The 16,959-nt window shown below is 62.3% G+C and carries 14 protein-coding genes and 2 pseudogenes; 5 read left to right on the plus strand and 11 right to left on the minus strand.

The window, feature by feature from the left end; genetic code table 11:
• Nucleotides 1–153 precede the first annotated feature (153 nt).
• Together C513_RS0102340 and C513_RS0102345 are read right to left on the minus strand one after the other, a co-directional pair.
• The gene (locus C513_RS0102340) at nt 154–825 is read right to left on the minus strand and encodes an HAD family hydrolase (protein WP_018714421.1); all 672 of its coding nucleotides are present in this window, start codon (nt 823–825) and stop codon (nt 154–156) included.
• Complete coding sequence (locus C513_RS0102345) at nt 822–1,259, minus strand: YchJ family protein (RefSeq protein ID WP_018714422.1); 438 nt, start codon at nt 1,257–1,259, stop codon at nt 822–824. Before C513_RS0102345 ends, C513_RS0102340 begins: the two co-directional genes overlap by 4 nt.
• A 154-nt stretch (nt 1,260–1,413) precedes the next feature.
• Here C513_RS0102345 and C513_RS0102350 point away from each other — a divergent pair, with 154 nt between their 5' ends.
• On the plus strand, nt 1,414–2,046 hold the full coding sequence (locus C513_RS0102350) for a hypothetical protein (protein ID WP_018714423.1): 633 nt from the start codon (nt 1,414–1,416) through the stop codon (nt 2,044–2,046).
• Between the two features lie 62 nt (nt 2,047–2,108).
• Here C513_RS0102350 and C513_RS0102355 read toward each other — a convergent pair whose 3' ends face one another.
• The 8 genes from C513_RS0102355 to C513_RS0102390 all read right to left on the minus strand — a co-directional run bounded on the left by C513_RS0102355 (nt 2,109) and on the right by C513_RS0102390 (nt 10,386).
• Nucleotides 2,109–2,912 (minus strand): HNH endonuclease, encoded by an 804-nt coding sequence (locus C513_RS0102355; RefSeq protein ID WP_018714424.1) that lies wholly within the window; start codon nt 2,910–2,912, stop codon nt 2,109–2,111.
• Nucleotides 2,913–2,976: 64 nt separating this feature from the next.
• Nucleotides 2,977–4,104, minus strand: a complete 1,128-nt coding sequence (locus C513_RS0102360) for an acyl-CoA dehydrogenase family protein (protein ID WP_018714425.1) — start codon at nt 4,102–4,104, stop codon at nt 2,977–2,979.
• A gap of 51 nt (nt 4,105–4,155) precedes the next feature.
• Entirely contained in the window at nt 4,156–4,830 is a 675-nt protein-coding gene (locus C513_RS0102365) for an SDR family oxidoreductase (protein ID WP_018714426.1), read from the minus strand.
• Nucleotides 4,831–4,887: 57 nt separating this feature from the next.
• The gene (locus tag C513_RS0102370) at nt 4,888–6,069 is read right to left on the minus strand and encodes an acetyl-CoA C-acyltransferase (RefSeq protein WP_018714427.1); all 1,182 of its coding nucleotides are present in this window, start codon (nt 6,067–6,069) and stop codon (nt 4,888–4,890) included.
• A 5-nt stretch (nt 6,070–6,074) separates the two neighbouring features.
• Nucleotides 6,075–7,895, minus strand: coding sequence for a bifunctional isocitrate dehydrogenase kinase/phosphatase (aceK, locus tag C513_RS0102375; protein WP_018714428.1), 1,821 nt, complete (start codon nt 7,893–7,895; stop codon nt 6,075–6,077).
• 45 nt (nt 7,896–7,940) lie between these two features.
• Nucleotides 7,941–8,621, minus strand: a complete 681-nt coding sequence (gene can, locus C513_RS0102380; RefSeq protein ID WP_018714429.1) for a carbonate dehydratase — start codon at nt 8,619–8,621, stop codon at nt 7,941–7,943.
• A 66-nt stretch (nt 8,622–8,687) separates the two neighbouring features.
• Nucleotides 8,688–9,869, minus strand: a complete 1,182-nt coding sequence (locus tag C513_RS0102385; RefSeq protein WP_018714430.1) for an isovaleryl-CoA dehydrogenase — start codon at nt 9,867–9,869, stop codon at nt 8,688–8,690.
• 94 nt (nt 9,870–9,963) lie between these two features.
• Nucleotides 9,964–10,386, minus strand: coding sequence for a MerR family transcriptional regulator (locus C513_RS0102390; RefSeq protein WP_018714431.1), 423 nt, complete (start codon nt 10,384–10,386; stop codon nt 9,964–9,966).
• Between the two features lie 231 nt (nt 10,387–10,617).
• On the opposite strand from C513_RS0102390, the gene C513_RS12500 reads away from it, so the two are divergent.
• The 4 genes and pseudogenes from C513_RS12500 (at nt 10,618) to C513_RS0102410 (ending at nt 15,930) form a co-directional block, all read left to right on the plus strand.
• A complete protein-coding gene (locus C513_RS12500; protein ID WP_018714432.1) occupies nt 10,618–11,205 on the plus strand; it encodes a septal ring lytic transglycosylase RlpA family protein in 588 nt (195 codons plus the stop codon).
• Between the two features lie 232 nt (nt 11,206–11,437).
• Nucleotides 11,438–12,636, plus strand: a pseudogene (locus tag C513_RS13510) (tyrosine-type recombinase/integrase).
• A pseudogene (locus C513_RS13515) lies at nt 12,633–13,742 on the plus strand (PDDEXK nuclease domain-containing protein). Before C513_RS13510 ends, C513_RS13515 begins: the two co-directional pseudogenes overlap by 4 nt.
• A gap of 385 nt (nt 13,743–14,127) precedes the next feature.
• Nucleotides 14,128–15,930, plus strand: coding sequence for a relaxase/mobilization nuclease domain-containing protein (locus C513_RS0102410; RefSeq protein ID WP_018714435.1), 1,803 nt, complete (start codon nt 14,128–14,130; stop codon nt 15,928–15,930).
• A 5-nt stretch (nt 15,931–15,935) separates the two neighbouring features.
• Here the strand turns inward: C513_RS0102410 and hemH are convergent, their stop codons facing one another.
• Nucleotides 15,936–16,949 carry a ferrochelatase gene (gene hemH / locus C513_RS0102415; protein WP_026320465.1) on the minus strand — a complete coding sequence of 338 codons (1,014 nt, stop codon included), beginning with the start codon at nt 16,947–16,949 and terminating at the stop codon, nt 15,936–15,938.
• Nucleotides 16,950–16,959 lie beyond the last annotated feature (10 nt).

Below are 16,959 nucleotides of genomic sequence, written 5' to 3' on the forward strand. Positions count from 1 at the left end.
GCTGGTCTCCTCGGTGGTGGTGGGTTCGGTAGCCTACCCTGTATGCGTGATCTTGTTGTCACGTTTACGTAAACGTCAACCATAGATTCTAGCCAGCACCCTCTCTATTGGGAAACCCCTGATCGCACGATTCAGGGAAACTCCCAATACGCCTCAGCGCAACCAGTCGCTGATCTGCGACAGGCGGGTCACCACCGCAAAAGCCCCGGCCTGGCGCAGCGCCTCGGCTGTCACCACCGGATTGTCCGGACTGGCATAGCCTACCACCTGCGCTCCAGCCGCCGCCCCCGACTGCACGCCCGTGATGCTGTCCTCGATCACCAGGCAATCCCCCGCCGGCACCTGCAGCTGTTGCATGGCCGCCAGATAGATATCGGGATGCGGCTTGCTGCGGGCAAATTCATGGCCGCTGAAGATGCACTCCTGCCGAAACCAGCCGGTCAGTCCGGTCAGCGCCAGTTGCAGCGTAATCTTGTCACGATCCGCACCGGAGACACAGGCGATCTGCCCCTGCGTGTGGGTGTGCGCCAGCTGCACCAGCTCGGGCGCACCGGCCACCGGCTGCAAATGCGCGCGCAGGGCCACATCGCGCGCAGCCCAAAAGCCATGCAACCATTCGATGGTGAAAGGCTGGCCGGTTTCGCGCTCGATGCGCGCCGCTTCGTCACGCGTGGCCTTGCCGACGAAGATCTGCATGCACTCCTGCAGCGTCAGCTTCCAGCCGCGCTGCTCCAGCAGATCCCGCAATACGCCCATGGTCAGCGGCTCGCTGTCCACCAGCACGCCGTCGCAATCAAACAGTACGGCGGCAAAACGCTGCGTCACAGCTGCTCTCCGTCCACATAGATCCAGCGCGACATCTCGCCGTCTTCCAGCCGCACAAAGCGGCTGCGTTCGTGCATGCGCTCGGCACGGCCGTTGACGCGCCAGCGCGCGACAAACTCGACTTCGGCATGGCCGGGATCGATCAGCTGGTGGTCTTTCACCTCCAGCCCCAGCCACTGCACGCCCTGCTCAGGCTCCAGCATGTCGGGGCGCTTGTCCGGCTGCCAGGTTGCCAGCAGATAGGCGTTGCGGCCCAGCACAAAGGCGGTATAGCGCGATCGCATCAGGCTTTCGGCATCAGGAGCCGGCAGGTCCATGAAGTTCTCGATATAGCGGCCACAGCAGTCGGCGCCGGTCAGGGCTTGCTGCTTGGGAGACAGGCGACCGCAGGGGCATGGCGCCTGCAGCCAGTCGGTATTCTTGCGTTTGCTCACGGGTCAATCACTCGGTCATCAGATAGGGGGAATGGCCCCTATTCTGCCAGCCGGGCAGTTGCATTTTCACGCTACTGCTTACACCTTGCCGCTTGAAGCGCCGCAGAATATCAGCATCTGCAGATCATTACCACAGCAGTGAGAGGATTGCCTCATGGATCAGAACCAACACCCCGATTCCCCCGTGCCGCACAACCCGCAGGACGATGTCCAGTCCCTGCGTGACCGGGTGCGCCAGCTGGAAGAGGAACTGGCCCGCAACAAGGCCCAGGCCCAGACCGATGCCCGTCCGCAGTCAGCCGTGCCTCCGCAACAGACGCAACGCGAACAGCACGCCTTTGTACGCGACATGGTGACACGCATGAACGAGGTGGATCGCACCGCCCTGCACGACTGGGCCGTGCGCCTGCTGCAGTTGCGTCAGTCCGGCGACACCATGCTGAACAAGGCCAGCCAGGCGCTGAGCGCCACCATCGGCAACAAGGCCGCCCTGCCCAGCATCAAGCTGCTGGCGCGCGAGGCCAAGGGCCGCGCCTGGGACCAACAGGGCACCGGTGGCCGCGTGGCCGTAGGTGCCGGCCTGCTCGTCGCCGTGATGATGGGGCCAGGTGTCCTGCTGGCAGGTACGGCAGGTGTGGCGGCCGGTTTCCCGCTGTGGCTGGTGTTCGGCAGTGGCGATGCCCTGCTGCACGCCGTGGTCGAGGCCACCAGTGGCCCGGACAACTCCAGCACGCCGGTGCATGTGCCGGTGACGGTGGTGGACTCGCAGGAGCAACCGCCGGTGTGATGACTGGCTGACAGGCCTTGAATGACAATGCCCGCTGATGCGGGCATTGTTGCGACTCGTGCTTACTCAGCAATCAACATCTGCTCACGATGCCGACGAATAAATGCCAGCTCTGGCTGAAAACGCTCGGGCAGTTCTATCTGCTTGTCTTCTATCGGCCAAAATGTTTGCCGCAGAAACACGTCAGAAGTCTGACGCATCTGTTCAGACAGAAGGACCCTGCAATCGTCCGACAATGCAAACAGATACTGATCGAACGCCCGATCATGTAATGCGGATAAGCACAAACCGTTTCCAGGATGCAAACGAATTTTGGCATCCTCGCGCCAGGGCACGATATGACTAGCAACCAAAAGTCGGGCATCAGAGATTCCTGTGATACAGCAGCGGTTGCGATATCCACTGAGCACTGCTTGGCGAAAGAAGGACTGTTTACGCCGTTGTGCCACCAGGGCTAAACGCACTTCACCCGTAAAATCCTCACCCGCAGCGATATCCGCCGCCTCCTCTGGCACCTGAAGCCCTTGAGCGTCTCGCAGGGCAGCAAGATACGCTTCACATTGCCCTGCCAACAAATCCCAATTGCTGTGGAAGTCATCCCAGACTTTCTGCACCAGTTTGCCGGCATTGCCCAAGCCCGATACGCCTCGTGCCGCCATGGCAGGATCCAAGCTCGCAAAGTTGCAGCATTTCATGGCCAATGCGCTAGGCGTACGACCAATCCATGCCGCCAACTCCACTACCTTGGGGTTGTGCTGATGCAACTGGCCAAACGGCGTCTGACAATAGAAATAAAACGCTAGCTGTGTTTGCGCCTCAGTCCAATTGCCGCTATGAGGAAAGTCCATGGAGATAGAGTCGCCCATTTTTCTCTGCTCCGATTAAAAGAGCGGCCACTCGCCGCCCTCATCCGATCAGCAAATCAGCCGCTTACAACGCCCGAGTAATAATGATCTTCTGCACGTCGCTAGTCCCCTCATAGATCTGGCACACGCGCACGTCGCGGTAGATGCGCTCCACCGGAAAATCTGCCGTCACGCCATAGCCGCCCAAGGTCTGGATCGCCACGGAACAGACCTTTTCGGCGGTTTCGCTGGCAAACAGCTTGGCCATGGCGGCTTCCTTCAGGCAGGGTCTGCCGGCATCGCGCAGGCTGGCCGCATGCCAGATCAGCTGACGCGCCGCTTCCAGTTGCGTGGCACACTCGGCCAGGCGGAAAGCCACGGCCTGGTGGTTGATGATGGCGGTACCGAAAGCCTCGCGCTCCTTGGCGTACTGCACGGCAAAATCCAGCGCGCTGCGTGCCATGCCCACGCTCTGCGAAGCGATGCCGATACGGCCGCCTTCCAGCGCGCTCAGGGCAATCTTGTAACCCTCACCCTCCTCGCCGATCAGGTTCTCGGCCGGAATGCGGCAGTTGTCGAACAGGATCTGCGCGGTATCGCTGCTGTGCTGACCCAGCTTGTGCTCCAGACTGGCCACTTTCCAGCCCGGGTTGTCGGTACCCACCATGAAGGCGCTCAGACCTTTCTTGCCGGCAGCCTTGTCGGTCACGGCAATCACCACCGCGGCCTGACCATACTTGCCGCTGGTGATGAACTGCTTGGTGCCGTTGATCACGTACTCGTTGCCTTCCTTCACCGCCGTGGTGCGGATGGCAGAAGCGTCGGAGCCGACATGCGGCTCGGTCAGGCAGAACGCGCCAAGAATATCGCCACGCGCCGCCGGCACCAGCCACTGCTGCTTCTGCTGCTCATTGCCGTACTTCATCAGGATCGCGTTGTACGGGCAATTGGTCACGCTGATGGCCGTGCTGGTGCCGCCGTCACCAGCTGCAATCTCTTCCAGCACCAGTGCCAGCGTCACGTAATCCAGACCGGCACCGCCGTATTCTTCCGGCACGCAAATGCCATAGGCACCCAACTCGGCCAGGCCCTTGTGCGCCTCCCTGGGAAAAGTGTGTTCCCGATCCCACTGGGCAGCATGGGGCCACAGTTGTTCTTGTGCAAAAGCGCGAACGGCATCGCGCACCATTTCCTGATCCTGGGTCAGCAGCATGGCTTACTCCTTGTCTGTTCTTGAAAATCGCCGCATGTCGGCTGGCGCAAGCTACCAGTCCAGCGGCTCGCCATCGTATTGGAGGAAGCTGCCATTGGCCGGTCCACTCGCCAGCAGCTGGCGCATGCCGCGCACGCTGTCTTCGACCCTCACCGGCGCCTCGGCACCGCCCATGTCGGTCTGCGCCCAGCCCGGATGCAGCAGCACCATGGTGGCACGCGGGTAATCAAAGCGGGCCGATGCCACGGCCATGTTGAGTGCCGACTTGCTGACGCGATACAGCCAGCTGCCGCTGCTGTCAGCAGCGGCAATGCTGCCACGGATGCTGGAGACAAAGGCGAAAATCCCGCCCTGTCCGCCACACCCCTCTTCCACCAGCGGAGCCACCTGCGGAATCACCTGCATCGCTCCAAGCACATTGGCGTGCATCACCTGGTCAAAATCCTGTTGCGTAGGCGGGCTCAGGGCATCGCCACGCGCAGGCACGCCAGCCACGTGAACCGCCAGATCCAGCGCCACACCATCGAGCTGCCAGCTCAGGCCGCTGACACTGGCCGGATCGGCTACATCCACGCGCAGGGCCCGGCTCACACCCAGCTCTGTCAGCCGGGCCAGCCCGGCGTCATCGCGCGCGGTGGCAATCACCTGATCGCCATTCGCCACATATTGACGCGCCATCTCGTAACCAAGACCACGCGAAGCGCCTATCAGCAGCACCTGAGCCATGCCATCTCCCTTATGGAACAGGGCGCTGCCAGACGGCAGCCGCCCTGTTGTCTGGTCTTACACCAGTTCGATACACATGGAAGTGCCTTCGCCACCGCCGATACACAGCGTGGCCAGGCCCTTCTTCAGACCGCGCGCCTTCAGCGCGTGAATCAGCGTGACCACGATACGGGCACCGGAAGCGCCGATCGGGTGGCCCAGTGCACAGGCACCGCCGTTCACGTTGACCTTGTCATGCGGCACGTTCAGCTCGGCCATCAGCGCCATCGGCACCACGGCAAAGGCTTCGTTCACTTCCCACAGGTCCACGTCCTCGACCTTCCAGCCGGCCTTGTCCAGCGCCTTTTTGGTGGAACCGACCGGAGCGGTGGTGAACCAGTTGGGCTCCTGCGCGAAGGCGGCATGGCTGACGATGCGCGCCAGCGGCGTGCAACCCAGCTCTTTGGCCTTGGATTCGGTCATCAGCACCACGGCAGCAGCGCCGTCGTTGATGCTGGAAGAAGCGGCGGCGGTAATCGTGCCGTCCTTCTTGAAGGCGGGGCGCAGCGTCGGGATCTTGTCGATCTTGATTTTGCCCGGGCCTTCGTCGGTATCGATCACGCGCTCACCCTTGCGGTCAGCCACGGTCACCGGCACGATTTCGTCCTTGAAGGAACCGGCGGCGATGGCATCCTGAGCGCGCTGCACGCTGGCCATGGCGAAGGCATCCTGCTGCTCACGCGTGAAGTTGTACTTCTCGGCACACTCTTCACCAAAGGTGCCCATGCTGCGGCCTTCCTCGTAGGCATCTTCCAGGCCGTCCAGCATCATGTGGTCATACACCTTGTCGTGACCGATGCGGTAGCCGCCACGTGCCTTCTTCAGCAGATAGGGAGCGTTGGTCATGCTTTCCATGCCACCGGCCACCAGGATATCGGCGCTGCCGGCCTTGATGGTATCGGCTGCCATCATGATGGTCTGCATGGCAGAACCACAGACCTTGTGCACCGTCACGGCTGCGGCAGACTTGGGCAATCCGGCCTTCAGCGTGGCCTGGCGCGCCGGAGCCTGACCCTGGCCGGCCATCAGCACGTTGCCAAAGTAGACCTGCTCGACCTGCTCGGGCTTCAGGCCAGCCTGCTCGACGGCCGCCTTGATCGCCACGGCACCCAGATCGCTGGCAGACAGATTGGCAAAGTCGCTCTGGAACGAGCCCATGGGGGTACGCTTGGCAGCGACGATAACGATGGATTCAGCCATGTGGATTACTCCTGTAATGTCGGCAGGTCCTGCTGGCGGGAAAACCGCCGATCCTGCTCATAGGGAAATACATCCAGCACTTCACCACGCTGGATGCGCTCTTTGTGCGCCTGCCAGAACTGGGAGTCCAGCAGGTCGCCGTGGTATTTCATGAAGACTTCGCGCACGGCATCGTTGCCAAGCAGAAAGGGACCGAAGGTCTCGGGGAACACATCCTTGGGGCCGACGTGGTACCAGATCTCGCCCGACATCTCGTCTTCCTCATTGCGCGGGGCCGGTACCTTGCGGAAATTGCAGTCCGTGATGTATTCGATTTCATCGTAGTCGTAAAACACGACTTTTCCGTGACGCGTAACACCAAAGTTCTTCCACAACATGTCGCCGGGGAAGATGTTGGCCGCCACCAGATCCTTGATGGCATTGCCGTATTCGATCACGGCATGCTCCATCTGGTGCCGCGCCTTGGGGCTGTCCAGGCCGGAATCGAAGGATTCCTGCAGATAGATGTTGAGCGGCACCATGCGGCGCTCGATGTAGACGTGCTTGAGGATCACTTCTTGCTGGCCGTCCCCATCGCGGTCGGAAATCTCGATCTGGCTGGGCGCGAACTTCTGGATTTCCTCGATCAGCTCGTCCTCGAAACGGTCACGCGAGAACGCCACCAGGCTGTACTCCATGGTATCGGCCATGCGGCCCACGCGATCGTGGTCGCGCACCAGCTTGTACTTTTCCTTGATCAGCTCGCGTGAGGTGTCCTTCTGCGGCGGGTAGTAGTCCTTGATGACCTTGAACACATACGGGAAGGACGGCAGGTCGAACACCAGCATCACCATGCCCTTGATACCGGGGGCGATGCGGAACTTGTCGGTGCTGTGCAGCAGGTGGAACAGGAAGTCGCGGTAGAACAACGTCTTGCCCTGCTTGGCCAGGCCCAGCGCGTTGTAGATCTCGGCGCGCGGCAGGCGCGGCATCAGGCTGCGCAGGAAGTGCACATAGGCCGACGGCACCTCCATGTCCACCATGAAGTAGGCCCGCGCAAAGCTGAACAGCGACTGCATGTCGTTCTCGCCAAACAGAGCGGCATCGATGAACAGCTTGTTCTGCTCGTTGAACAGGATCGGCAGCGAGAACGGCACCTCGCGGAAACTGTTGACGATCTTGCCCACCACGTAGGCACCCTTGTTGCGGAAGAACAGGTTGGACAGGACCTGGATCTGGAAGTTGGAGCGCAGCCGCCCTTCGCCGATCTGCGCCATCATCAGGGGTTCGATGCGGGCAATATCACGCTCCAGGTCATCGAACTGGGCGTGCAGGCCGTAGTCGTTGATCATGGTGGTGAGCGTGGCTCGCAGCTCGCCGGCGTCCTTGGGATAGTAGGCGCGGTACGAGGTGACCTTGATGTCGGGCTGGCACTCGATGTACTCGGTACTGATGGCCGGCAGCACGAACACGAAGTCGTTGTGGAAGTAGCTGCGGTGCAGGATCTTGGTGGTGACCGAGTTGAAGAAGGTCTCGGCCAGCTCGGGCTGGTGGTGGTTGACCAGCAGCCCGATGTAGATCAGCTTGGCCTGCAGCCAGACATCCATGGGCACCTGGTGGGCATGGAACTCGCGCTCCAGTCGCAACACGCATTCGCGCACGCGCATGTCATAGAAGGCAATGCGCTCACGCTGGGCGCGCTGCTGGCCGTGCCAGTCCTGAATCTCGAAACGCTGCTTGGCGCGCGAGGATTCGGCACGGAACAGACGGTAGTGGCGATCAAAGCCGTCGATCATGGCCTGAGCGATGTCGGCGGCTTCCGGGGCGTCAATTTTCTGCGGGATCATGCTGTCTCCGGATGTCCTGCGGTTGTTGTGGGGTTCAACCTGCCATTATCCGCAGTATTTCTGTTCCCAGTGTTCGAGTGCTGCCAGATAGGCTTCTTTCATGTCGCCAGCACCGCCGGCAGACATGCGCATGTCGTGAATCAGGCCATCGCTGATGCCGTAGACCCAGCCATGCAGCGTCAGGTCCTGGCCGCGCGCCCAGGCATCGGTAACCACCGTGGTCTGCGCCACCTTGATCACCTGCTCGATGGTGTTGAGCTCGCACAGGCCATCAAGCTGACGCTCTGCAGATACGCGCTCCATGCGGCGGATATGGCGATCGTAGACATCGCGCACGTGGCGGATCCAGTTGTCCGCCAGGCCGACGCGCTGCTCGTACAGCGCCGCAGCCACGCCACCACAACCGTAGTGGCCCACCACCAGCACATGCTTGACCTTGAGCTGGTCCACCGCGTACTGCAGGGTAGACAGACAGTTCAGATCCGTCGGCACCACCACGTTGGCCACGTTGCGATGCACGAACACCTCTCCCGGATCCAGACCGGTGATCTGGTTGGCCGGCACGCGGCTGTCGGAACAGCCAATCCACATGTATTCGGGATTCTGCTGTGCCAGCAGGCGCGAGAAAAAGCCGGGGTTCCTGACAACCTTTTGCGCGGCCCAGCGGCGGTTGCTCTCGAACAGGTTTTGCAGGGTGTCGACTGTCTTCTTTTCCGGTTCTGTCATGAAGTTCCTTGAAGGTGCATGGAAAAAAGCCCTGTCCGGGGGACAGGGCCTGCCACACGCCGTGTTTTACATGGTTTCCGCGAACAATTCGCGACCAATCAGCATGCGGCGGATTTCGCTGGTTCCGGCACCAATCTCGTAGAGCTTGGCGTCGCGCCAAAGGCGGCCCAGCGGGTATTCGTTGATGTAGCCGTTGCCACCGAAGATCTGGATGCCGTCGCCGGCCATCTTGGTGGCCATTTCGGCCGTCCACAGGATAACGGAGGCGCAGTCCTTGCGCACCTGGCGCGCGTGACCGCTGCCCAGGGCATCCAGGTTCTTGCCAATGGTGTACAGGAAGGAACGACCCGCCTGCAGCACGGTGTACATGTCGGCGACCTTGCCCTGGATCAGCTGGAATTCGCCGATCGACTGGCCGAACTGCTTGCGGTCGTGGATATAGGGCACGACGTTGTCCATCACGGCCTGCATGATACCAACCGGGCCGGCGGCCAGTACGGCGCGCTCGTAATCGAGGCCGCTCATCAGCACCTTCACGCCGCCGTTGAGCTCGCCCAGGATGTTCTCGGCGGGTACTTCCACGTCCTGGAACACCATCTCGCCGGTGTGGCTGCCGCGCATGCCCAGCTTGTCCAGCTTCTGCGCCGTGCTGAAGCCCTTCATGCCCTTCTCGACGACGAAGGCGGTGATGCCGCGCGCGCCCAGCTCGGGTTCGGTCTTGGCGTAGACCACCATGGTGTCGGCATCCGGGCCGTTGGTGATCCACATCTTGCTGCCGTTGAGCAGGTAGTAGCCGCCCTTGTCCTCGGCCTTGAGCTTCATGCTCACCACGTCGGAACCGGCGCCCGGCTCGGACATGGCCAGCGCGCCAATGTGCTCGCCGCTGCACAGCTTGGGCAGGTATTTCTGCTTTTGCGCCTCGTTGCCGTTGCGCTTGATCTGGTTCACGCACAGGTTGGAGTGTGCGCCATAGCTCAGGCCGATGGAGGCGCTGGCACGGCTGATTTCTTCCAGCGCGATCATGTGCGCCAGGTAGCCCATGTTGGTGCCGCCGTATTCTTCCGGCACGGTCATGCCCAGCACGCCCAGTTCGCCGAATTTCTGCCACAGGTCCATCGGGAACTGGTCAGTTCGGTCTGCCTCGGCAGCACGCGGCGCGATTTCGGCCTGGGCAAAAGTGTATACGGCGTCGCGCAGTGCGTCTATGTCTTCGCCGAGCTGGAAGTCGAGTCCGGGCATGTTGCTCATGGGGGTGTCTCCTGTGTGATCAGTGGGTATTCCGGAATTTTATGACGTTGACGTAAACGTCAAATACAGGTTTCCCCTAATACGAGAGGGGACATCAGTCTGTTTCCCTGGCTGGCACGCCTTGCGGCTCCATCCGTTCCAGCAGCTGGCGCGCCTCGTCCTCGTGCGCCTTGACTTCATCCAGGTTGGCCTGCAACTCGCCCAGCTGGATTTCCAGCTGGCGGCGGTGGTGCGCCAGCGTCTGCAGGTACTTGCGCAGCTGCGGGGCGGTATCGCGCGGGCTTTCGTAGAGATCGATGATCTCCTTGGCCTCTGCCAGACTGAAGCCGAGGCGCTTGGCGCGCAAGGTGAGCTTGAGGTGGATGCGATCACGTGCCGAATAGATGCGTATACGCTGGCCTGCGCCCTCGCGGCTGGGATTCAGCAGGCCCATGTCCTCGTAAAAGCGGATGGCGCGCGTGGTCAGGTCGAATTCCCTGGCGAGGTCGCTGATGGTGTAGGTGATGCCGGTTGCCATGTTGTTGTCTCTCACTGCCGCGCATCTGTTGCACAGCCCTTGTTATATATGCTGCCTGCGATTGTAGGGCGCGCATCGCCGGACGCAATACCTGACGGCCGCTTGAGTTCGGCGACGAAGCTGTCAATAGGCTGAAAAATGCATGACGATGACGTCTTTTATGCCATTTTTTCGTGCAAAACACCACAAAAAAGTTGCGCGCAGCGTCATCGGGCGGTAAATTTTGCCCTTATGACTATTTTCAACACTTTTTCCGGCGTCCGCGTGCTGCTGTCCCGGGTACTGAAAACTGCCGCTGCGATGGCACTTTCCACTACCCTGATCGCACCGGCTGCCGCGCAGTCCGACCAGTTCGCACTGCCTGCCCCCGCCGCTGACAGTTTCTCCAAGGCCCAGAATCTGCGTGACCGCAACGCCGAAGCCGTGCTGCCGAACGAGAAAACCGTCACTTCCCTCAGCAAGCCGACCGAACTGCATGCCGATACCCAGGTAGCCTCCTTCCAGCAGGGCAGCGCCTCCTGGTACGGTGACAAGTTCCACAACCGCCTGACTGCCAACGGCGAGCGCTACAACATGAACGCCATGACGGCTGCCCACAAGACGCTGCCGTTCGGCACGCTGGTGCGGGTGGAAAGCCCGAGCACCGGCAAGTCGGTGGTCGTGCGCATCAACGACCGTGGCCCCTATGCCAAGGGCCGCATCATCGACCTGAGCCGTGCTGCCGCCACGCAACTCGGCGTGAAGGACATGGGCGTGTATCGCGTCAAGCTGTACCGTGCCGACAAGAGCGGCAAGAAGGGCTCGCGCATCACGTCCTGATGGCCTGACCGTCTTGCAGAAAACGCCCTGCGGCTTACGACCAGGGCGTTTTTTCATTTCACCATGACTCCAGTACCGAACTTCGCTGGACTACGCCGAAACCCGATACAGCAGGTTTATCAATAACTTAGGCGAGTTCAACATATGCCGGTGCTTTCCGAAACCTGACCTGGCTACCCCTCTGCTGGCCCCTACAAGGCTCCTGGGAATCGGGTCTTTCCGAGGAGTCATCATGGCGAAAATCAAGCTCACCAAGTCCGCAGTCGATGCGGCACAACCCCAAGCGCAGGCCGTCGAACTCCGGGACACGCTGGTGCCCGGCTTCCTGTGCAAGGGTAAAGCAGCGGGACGCAAGGTGTTCATGCTCCAGTACCGCACGAACGCTGGCGAGCGGCGCAAGCCAGCCCTGGGCTTGTATGCGGAACTGACGGTCGAACAGGCCCGCTCGCTGGCCCAGGAATGGCTGGCCGAGGTTCGCCGAGGCGGCGAACCCAGCGCGGCCAAGGCCGCCGCCCGTTCAGCCCCCACGGTCAAGGAGCTGTGCACCAACTTCATGGAGGACTACTCCAAACAGCGCAACAAGCCCAGCACCCAGCGCGGGTATCAGGCCGTCATCGACCGCTGCATCGTTCCGATGCTGGGCCGTTTGAAGGTTCAGGACGTGAAGCGGCCGGACGTGGCCACGGCGATGAAGAAGATGGCCCACAAGCCCGCCGAGGCCAACCGTGCTTTCAGCGTGATGCGCAAGATGTTCAACCTGGCCGAGGTGTGGGGCCATCGGCCTGATGGCACCAACCCCTGCCGCCACGTCCCGATGTACCCCAACGGCAAGGCTACCCACCTCATCAGCGACGAGGACATGGGCAAGCTGTTTCGGCGACCGGAGCACATCGAAGCCGAGGGTCTGGAGAACTACGTCATCCCGCTGGCGATCCGTCTGCAATTCGAGTTCGCTGGCCGCCGCTCCGAAATCGTGACGCTCCAATGGGATTGGGTGGACATGGACAACCGCCGCGTGGTCTGGCCGGACAGCAAGACGGGTGGCATGTCCAAGCCCATGAGCGAGGAAGCCTATCGGCTGCTCTCGACGGCGCCACGGCAGGAAGGCATTCCCTACGTGCTGCCGTCTCCAAGCCATCCGGGCAAGCATCTGACCACGGGCGAGTATTACAACGGCTGGACCGCGCCCTCAAGGCGGCGGGCGCCACGCACTTCGGCACGCACGGTATCCGCCACCATTCTGCGACCGACATTGCCAACTCGGGCATCCCGGTCAAGGGCGGCATGGCGCTGACGGCGCACAAGACCGTGGCGATGTTCATGCGCTACGTCCACACCGAGGACGATCCGGTGCGCAAGGCGGCTGAACTGGTGGCGAACCGGCGCAAGATGATCACCGAGGCGCAACGTCCCGCAGAGGTGGCAGCATGACCAAGAAGACGCCTGCGGCGGCGGGAGCCGCACCCGCCGCTTTGCCTGCCGGCTACGCCGGCATCCACGGCGGTATGGTGGAAATGCTCGACGCTGCCCGCCAGGCGGCGGCGCGCAGCGTCAATGCGCTGATGACGGCCAGCTACTGGGAGATCGGCCGCCGCATCGTGGAGGCCGAGCAACAGGGCAAGCGGCGTGCGGGGTATGGCGAACAGTTGATGGCCCGGCTGTACGCCGACCTGACCGCTCAGTTTGGGCGGGGCTTTGGCGTGAACAACCTGGAGAACATGCGGCGGTTCTTCCTCGCATACCCTGTCTCCGAGATTTCCCAGACACTGTCTGGGAAATTGGACAACGAGCTGCCTGATGAGAAATCCCAGACGGTGTCTGGGAAATTGAGCCTCGCCGAGCTGGCGCAAGTGTTCACACTGCCGTGGTCGGCCTAAGTCCGGCTGCTGGTGGTCAAGGACACCCATGCCCGGCGCTTCTACGAAACCGAGGCACTACGCGGCGGCTGGAGCGTGCGCCAGCTTGACCGGCAGATTGGCAGCCAGTTCTACGAGCGCACCGCCTTGTCCAAGGATAAGGCGGCGATGCTGGTCAAGGGAGCTGTGTCGAGGCCCGAGGATACCGTCACGCCCGACGACGCGATCAAAGACCCGTATGTGCTGGAGTTCCTGAACCTCAACGACGAGTATTCGGAATCCGATCTGGAGGCCGCGTTAATCCAGCGGCTGGAGGATTTTCTGCTGGAGCTGGGCGAAGGCTTCACCTTCGTCGGCCGGCAGCGGCGCTTGCGCATTGACCAGACTTGGTATCGGGTCGATCTGCTGTTTTTCCATCGCAAGTTGCGTTGCTTGGTCATCATCGACTTGAAGCTGGGCAGCCTGACCCATGCGGACGTGGGCCAGATGCACATGTATTGCAACTATGCCAAGGAGCATTGGGCCTATCCCGATGAGAACCCGCCCGTGGGGTTTATCCTCTGCGCCGACAAGGGCCACGCGCTGGCGCGGTATCCCTTGGAAGGTTTGCCGACGAAGGTGATGGCGGCGAACTACCGTTCTGTGTTGCCGGATGCCGAGCTGTTGCAGAAAGAGCTGTAAACCACGCGGCGCTTGCTGGAGTCGCGTGTGGTGAAGCAGCCCAAGAAGCTCCGGCAATAACCGGGCGTCCCGGCGTGCCGCCGTCGGGCTCGCGGGCTGCGCCCCGCGCTTCGTACCGAATCGCGGCCATTCGGCTTTGATCCCTGACGCCTTCGGCCCCTCGGGCCTGCGCGCTCCACTTGCCAAAACCTGACTGTGTGCAGTGGGCGGGTGTGGGCGGTCTTGCTGTTCCCTTCACCGTATCACGGCGTTCTCGCCGTCAAGGGCGGCGCGCGCGAATGCGCGCTTGCGTCCTGGCGGCCGTCTGCGACCCCTGACTGCTTGCGCTGCGCCGTGCTCCCGACGGTTCCGGGCAATTCCGCCCGAGCAACCGGAGGATGATCATGTGAAGGGCACCGGCCAGCGGCCCGGCTCGCGCCTGGGGCGCGGCCACACAGCAGCGCGCTTCGCCGGCGCCAAGCTGACACCCATGTCGCGGCGCGTGACCATCAAGACGCTGCTGGTCAACCAGCGCCAGGCCAGCCCGCAGTCGCTCGCCAAGCACCTACGCTACATCGAGCGCGACGGCGCGGGCCGTGATGGTGAGCCGGGCCGGGCCTATGGGCCGCAGACCGATGCCGCCGATCTGGATGCCTTCAAGGAACGCTGCGCCGACGACCGGCACCATTTCCGCTTCATCGTCTCGCCCGAGGATGGGGCCGAGCTGGAAGATCTGCGCACCTACACGCGACACCTGATGAATCGAATGGAAGCCGACCTGGGCACGCGGCTGGAATGGGTGGCGGTCGATCACTGGAACACCGACAACCCGCACACCCACCTGATCGTGCGCGGGCGCGACGATACCGGCAAAGACCTCATCATCGCGGGCGATTACATCGCCGATGGCTTCCGGCATCGTGCGTCTGAGCTGGCGACCGAGTGGCTAGGGCCGCGCACCGAGCTGGAGATCCAGCAGACCTTGCAGCGTGAGGTGGAGCAGGAACGGTGGACGAACCTGGATCGCACGCTGAAGCGCGAGCTTGGCGACGGCGGTCAAGTGCAGATTAAACGCTTCAACGAGCCGCGGCTGCAACGCCAGCGCCTATTGCTGATCGGCCGCCTGCAGCGCTTGAAACGTCTGGGCCTGGCCGATGAAGTGCAGGACGGCACCTGGGCAGTCCATTCGGATGCGGAGAAGACCTTGCGCGCCCTGGGCGAGCGCGGCGACATCATCTGCACCATGCAGCGAGCCATGAATGGCGAGCCTCGCGAGCTGGCCGTATTCGAGCCGGGTGACGATGGTCGCAGGTTCATCGGCCGTGTGGCCGCCAAGGGGCTGGTTGACGAGCTGCGCGACCGGGGCTATTTGGTCATCGACGGGGTGAACGGCAAAGCCCACTATGTTGCGCTCAACGCCCGCGTCGAACTGGCGAACTATCCGACCGGCGCCGTGGTGGATGTGAAGGGATCGGCCGACATGCGCGCGGCCGATAAGAATATCGCGGCGCTGGCGAATGATGTCCCGTACCGTACCGACCACCACCTCGCCATCGCGCAGGGTCAGGCGGTGCCCGGACGCGACCCGCAGGAGGTCGTCGCGGCCCACGTCCGCCGGCTCGAAGCCCTGCGCCGCGCCGGCATTGTGGAGCGTGTCACCGAAGGTCTATGGAAGGTACCGGACGACCTGGCTGAGCAGGTCCGGCGCTACGACGCACAGCGCCTGGGCGGCGTGGCCGTGGAACTGAAATCGCACCTGCCCATCGAGCGGCAGGCCCGCGTGATCGGAGCCACCTGGCTGGATCAGCTGATCGGCGGCGGTCGGGGGCTGGGCAACCTGGGCTTTGGCGCGGAAGCCAAGCAGGCAATGCAGCAGCGCGCCGACTTCCTGACCGAACAGGGACTCGCCGAGCGGCGCGGGCAGCACATGATCCTGGCTCGCAACCTGGAGGTGACGCAAGCTGCAAAGGGCATTGCCGCCGACACCGGCCTGGAGCATCGCGCGGTGGCTGATGGGCAGCGCGTGGCGGGGATCTACAGGCGCTCCGTCATGCTCGCCAGCGGGCGCTACGCGATGCTCGACGACGGCATGAGCTTCAGCCTGGTGCCGTGGAAGCCAGTGATCGAGCAGAGGCTGGGGCAGCAACTCGCCGCGACGATGCGAGGCAGCGGTATTTCTTGGCAGGTTGAGCGACAACTTGGAATTTAGTGGCATCAAATGCTTCGAGTGGGTACGGTCTTCCAGCCCGCAAGATGCTGCTCTGCGATGCGCCCCAAGGCTGCGATCCACGCCGGACTGTCATTTAGACAAGGGATGTAGTGAAACGCCTGCCCGCCAGCCTGCAAAAATGCGTGCCGCACTTCCATGTTGATTTCTTCGAGTGTCTCCAGGCAGTCGCTGACAAAACCCGGGCACATCACTTCCACGCTACGGGTTCCGGCCTTCGCGAGCGCTTGCAGCGTCGGCTCGGTGTACGGCTGCAGCCATTGGGCGGGACCAAAGCGAGATTGAAAAGTCACCGTGTATTGCTCGGGCTGCAGTTGTAGCGCCTGCGCCAAAAGACGAGCTGTGTTGCGACACTGGTCGGCATAAGGGTCGCCCAGCCGCACGTTGCGCTCGGGAATGCCATGGAAACTCATCACCAAATGCTGTGCGCGTTGCCCTTTGCCCTCCCAGTGCGCGCGCACGCTACCGGCCAGGGCTGAGATGTAGTCAGGGTGATCGTGGTAATCGTTGACAAAGCGCAGTTCCGGGTACCGGCGCGAGCGCCGTACCCAGTCCGCGACACCGTCGAACAGGCTGGCCGTGGTGGCAGCCGAATACTGCGGGTACAGCGGCAGCACCAACACCCGTTGCACCTCCGCGTCCAGCAGCCCCTGCAACTGAGCGCCAACCGCCGGTTGGCCGTAGCGCATGGCGGGCAGTACCGGCGCTGGTAGGCCGGATTCACGCAAGCGCTGGCCCAGCAAATCGGCCTGGCGTTGGGTCCACACCGCCAGAGGTGAACCGGAATCGCTCCACATTGATGCATATTTCGCCGCCGACCGGCGTGGCCGAACACGCAAGATGACGCCGTGGAGCAGCGGCAACCAGAAGAGGCGAGGAATCTCCACCACCCGTGGATCCGACAAAAATTGGGACAGATAGCGGCGCAGAGCCGCTGGCGTCGGGGCGTCAGGGGTGCCCAGATTGCATAAAAGTACGGCGGTAGATTTTTCTGTGGTCATCGCGAAATTT

The sequence above is a fragment of the Allobrachymonas chironomi DSM 19884 genome, assembly GCF_000374625.1.
GTDB lineage: Bacteria > Pseudomonadota > Gammaproteobacteria > Burkholderiales > Burkholderiaceae_C > Brachymonas > Brachymonas chironomi.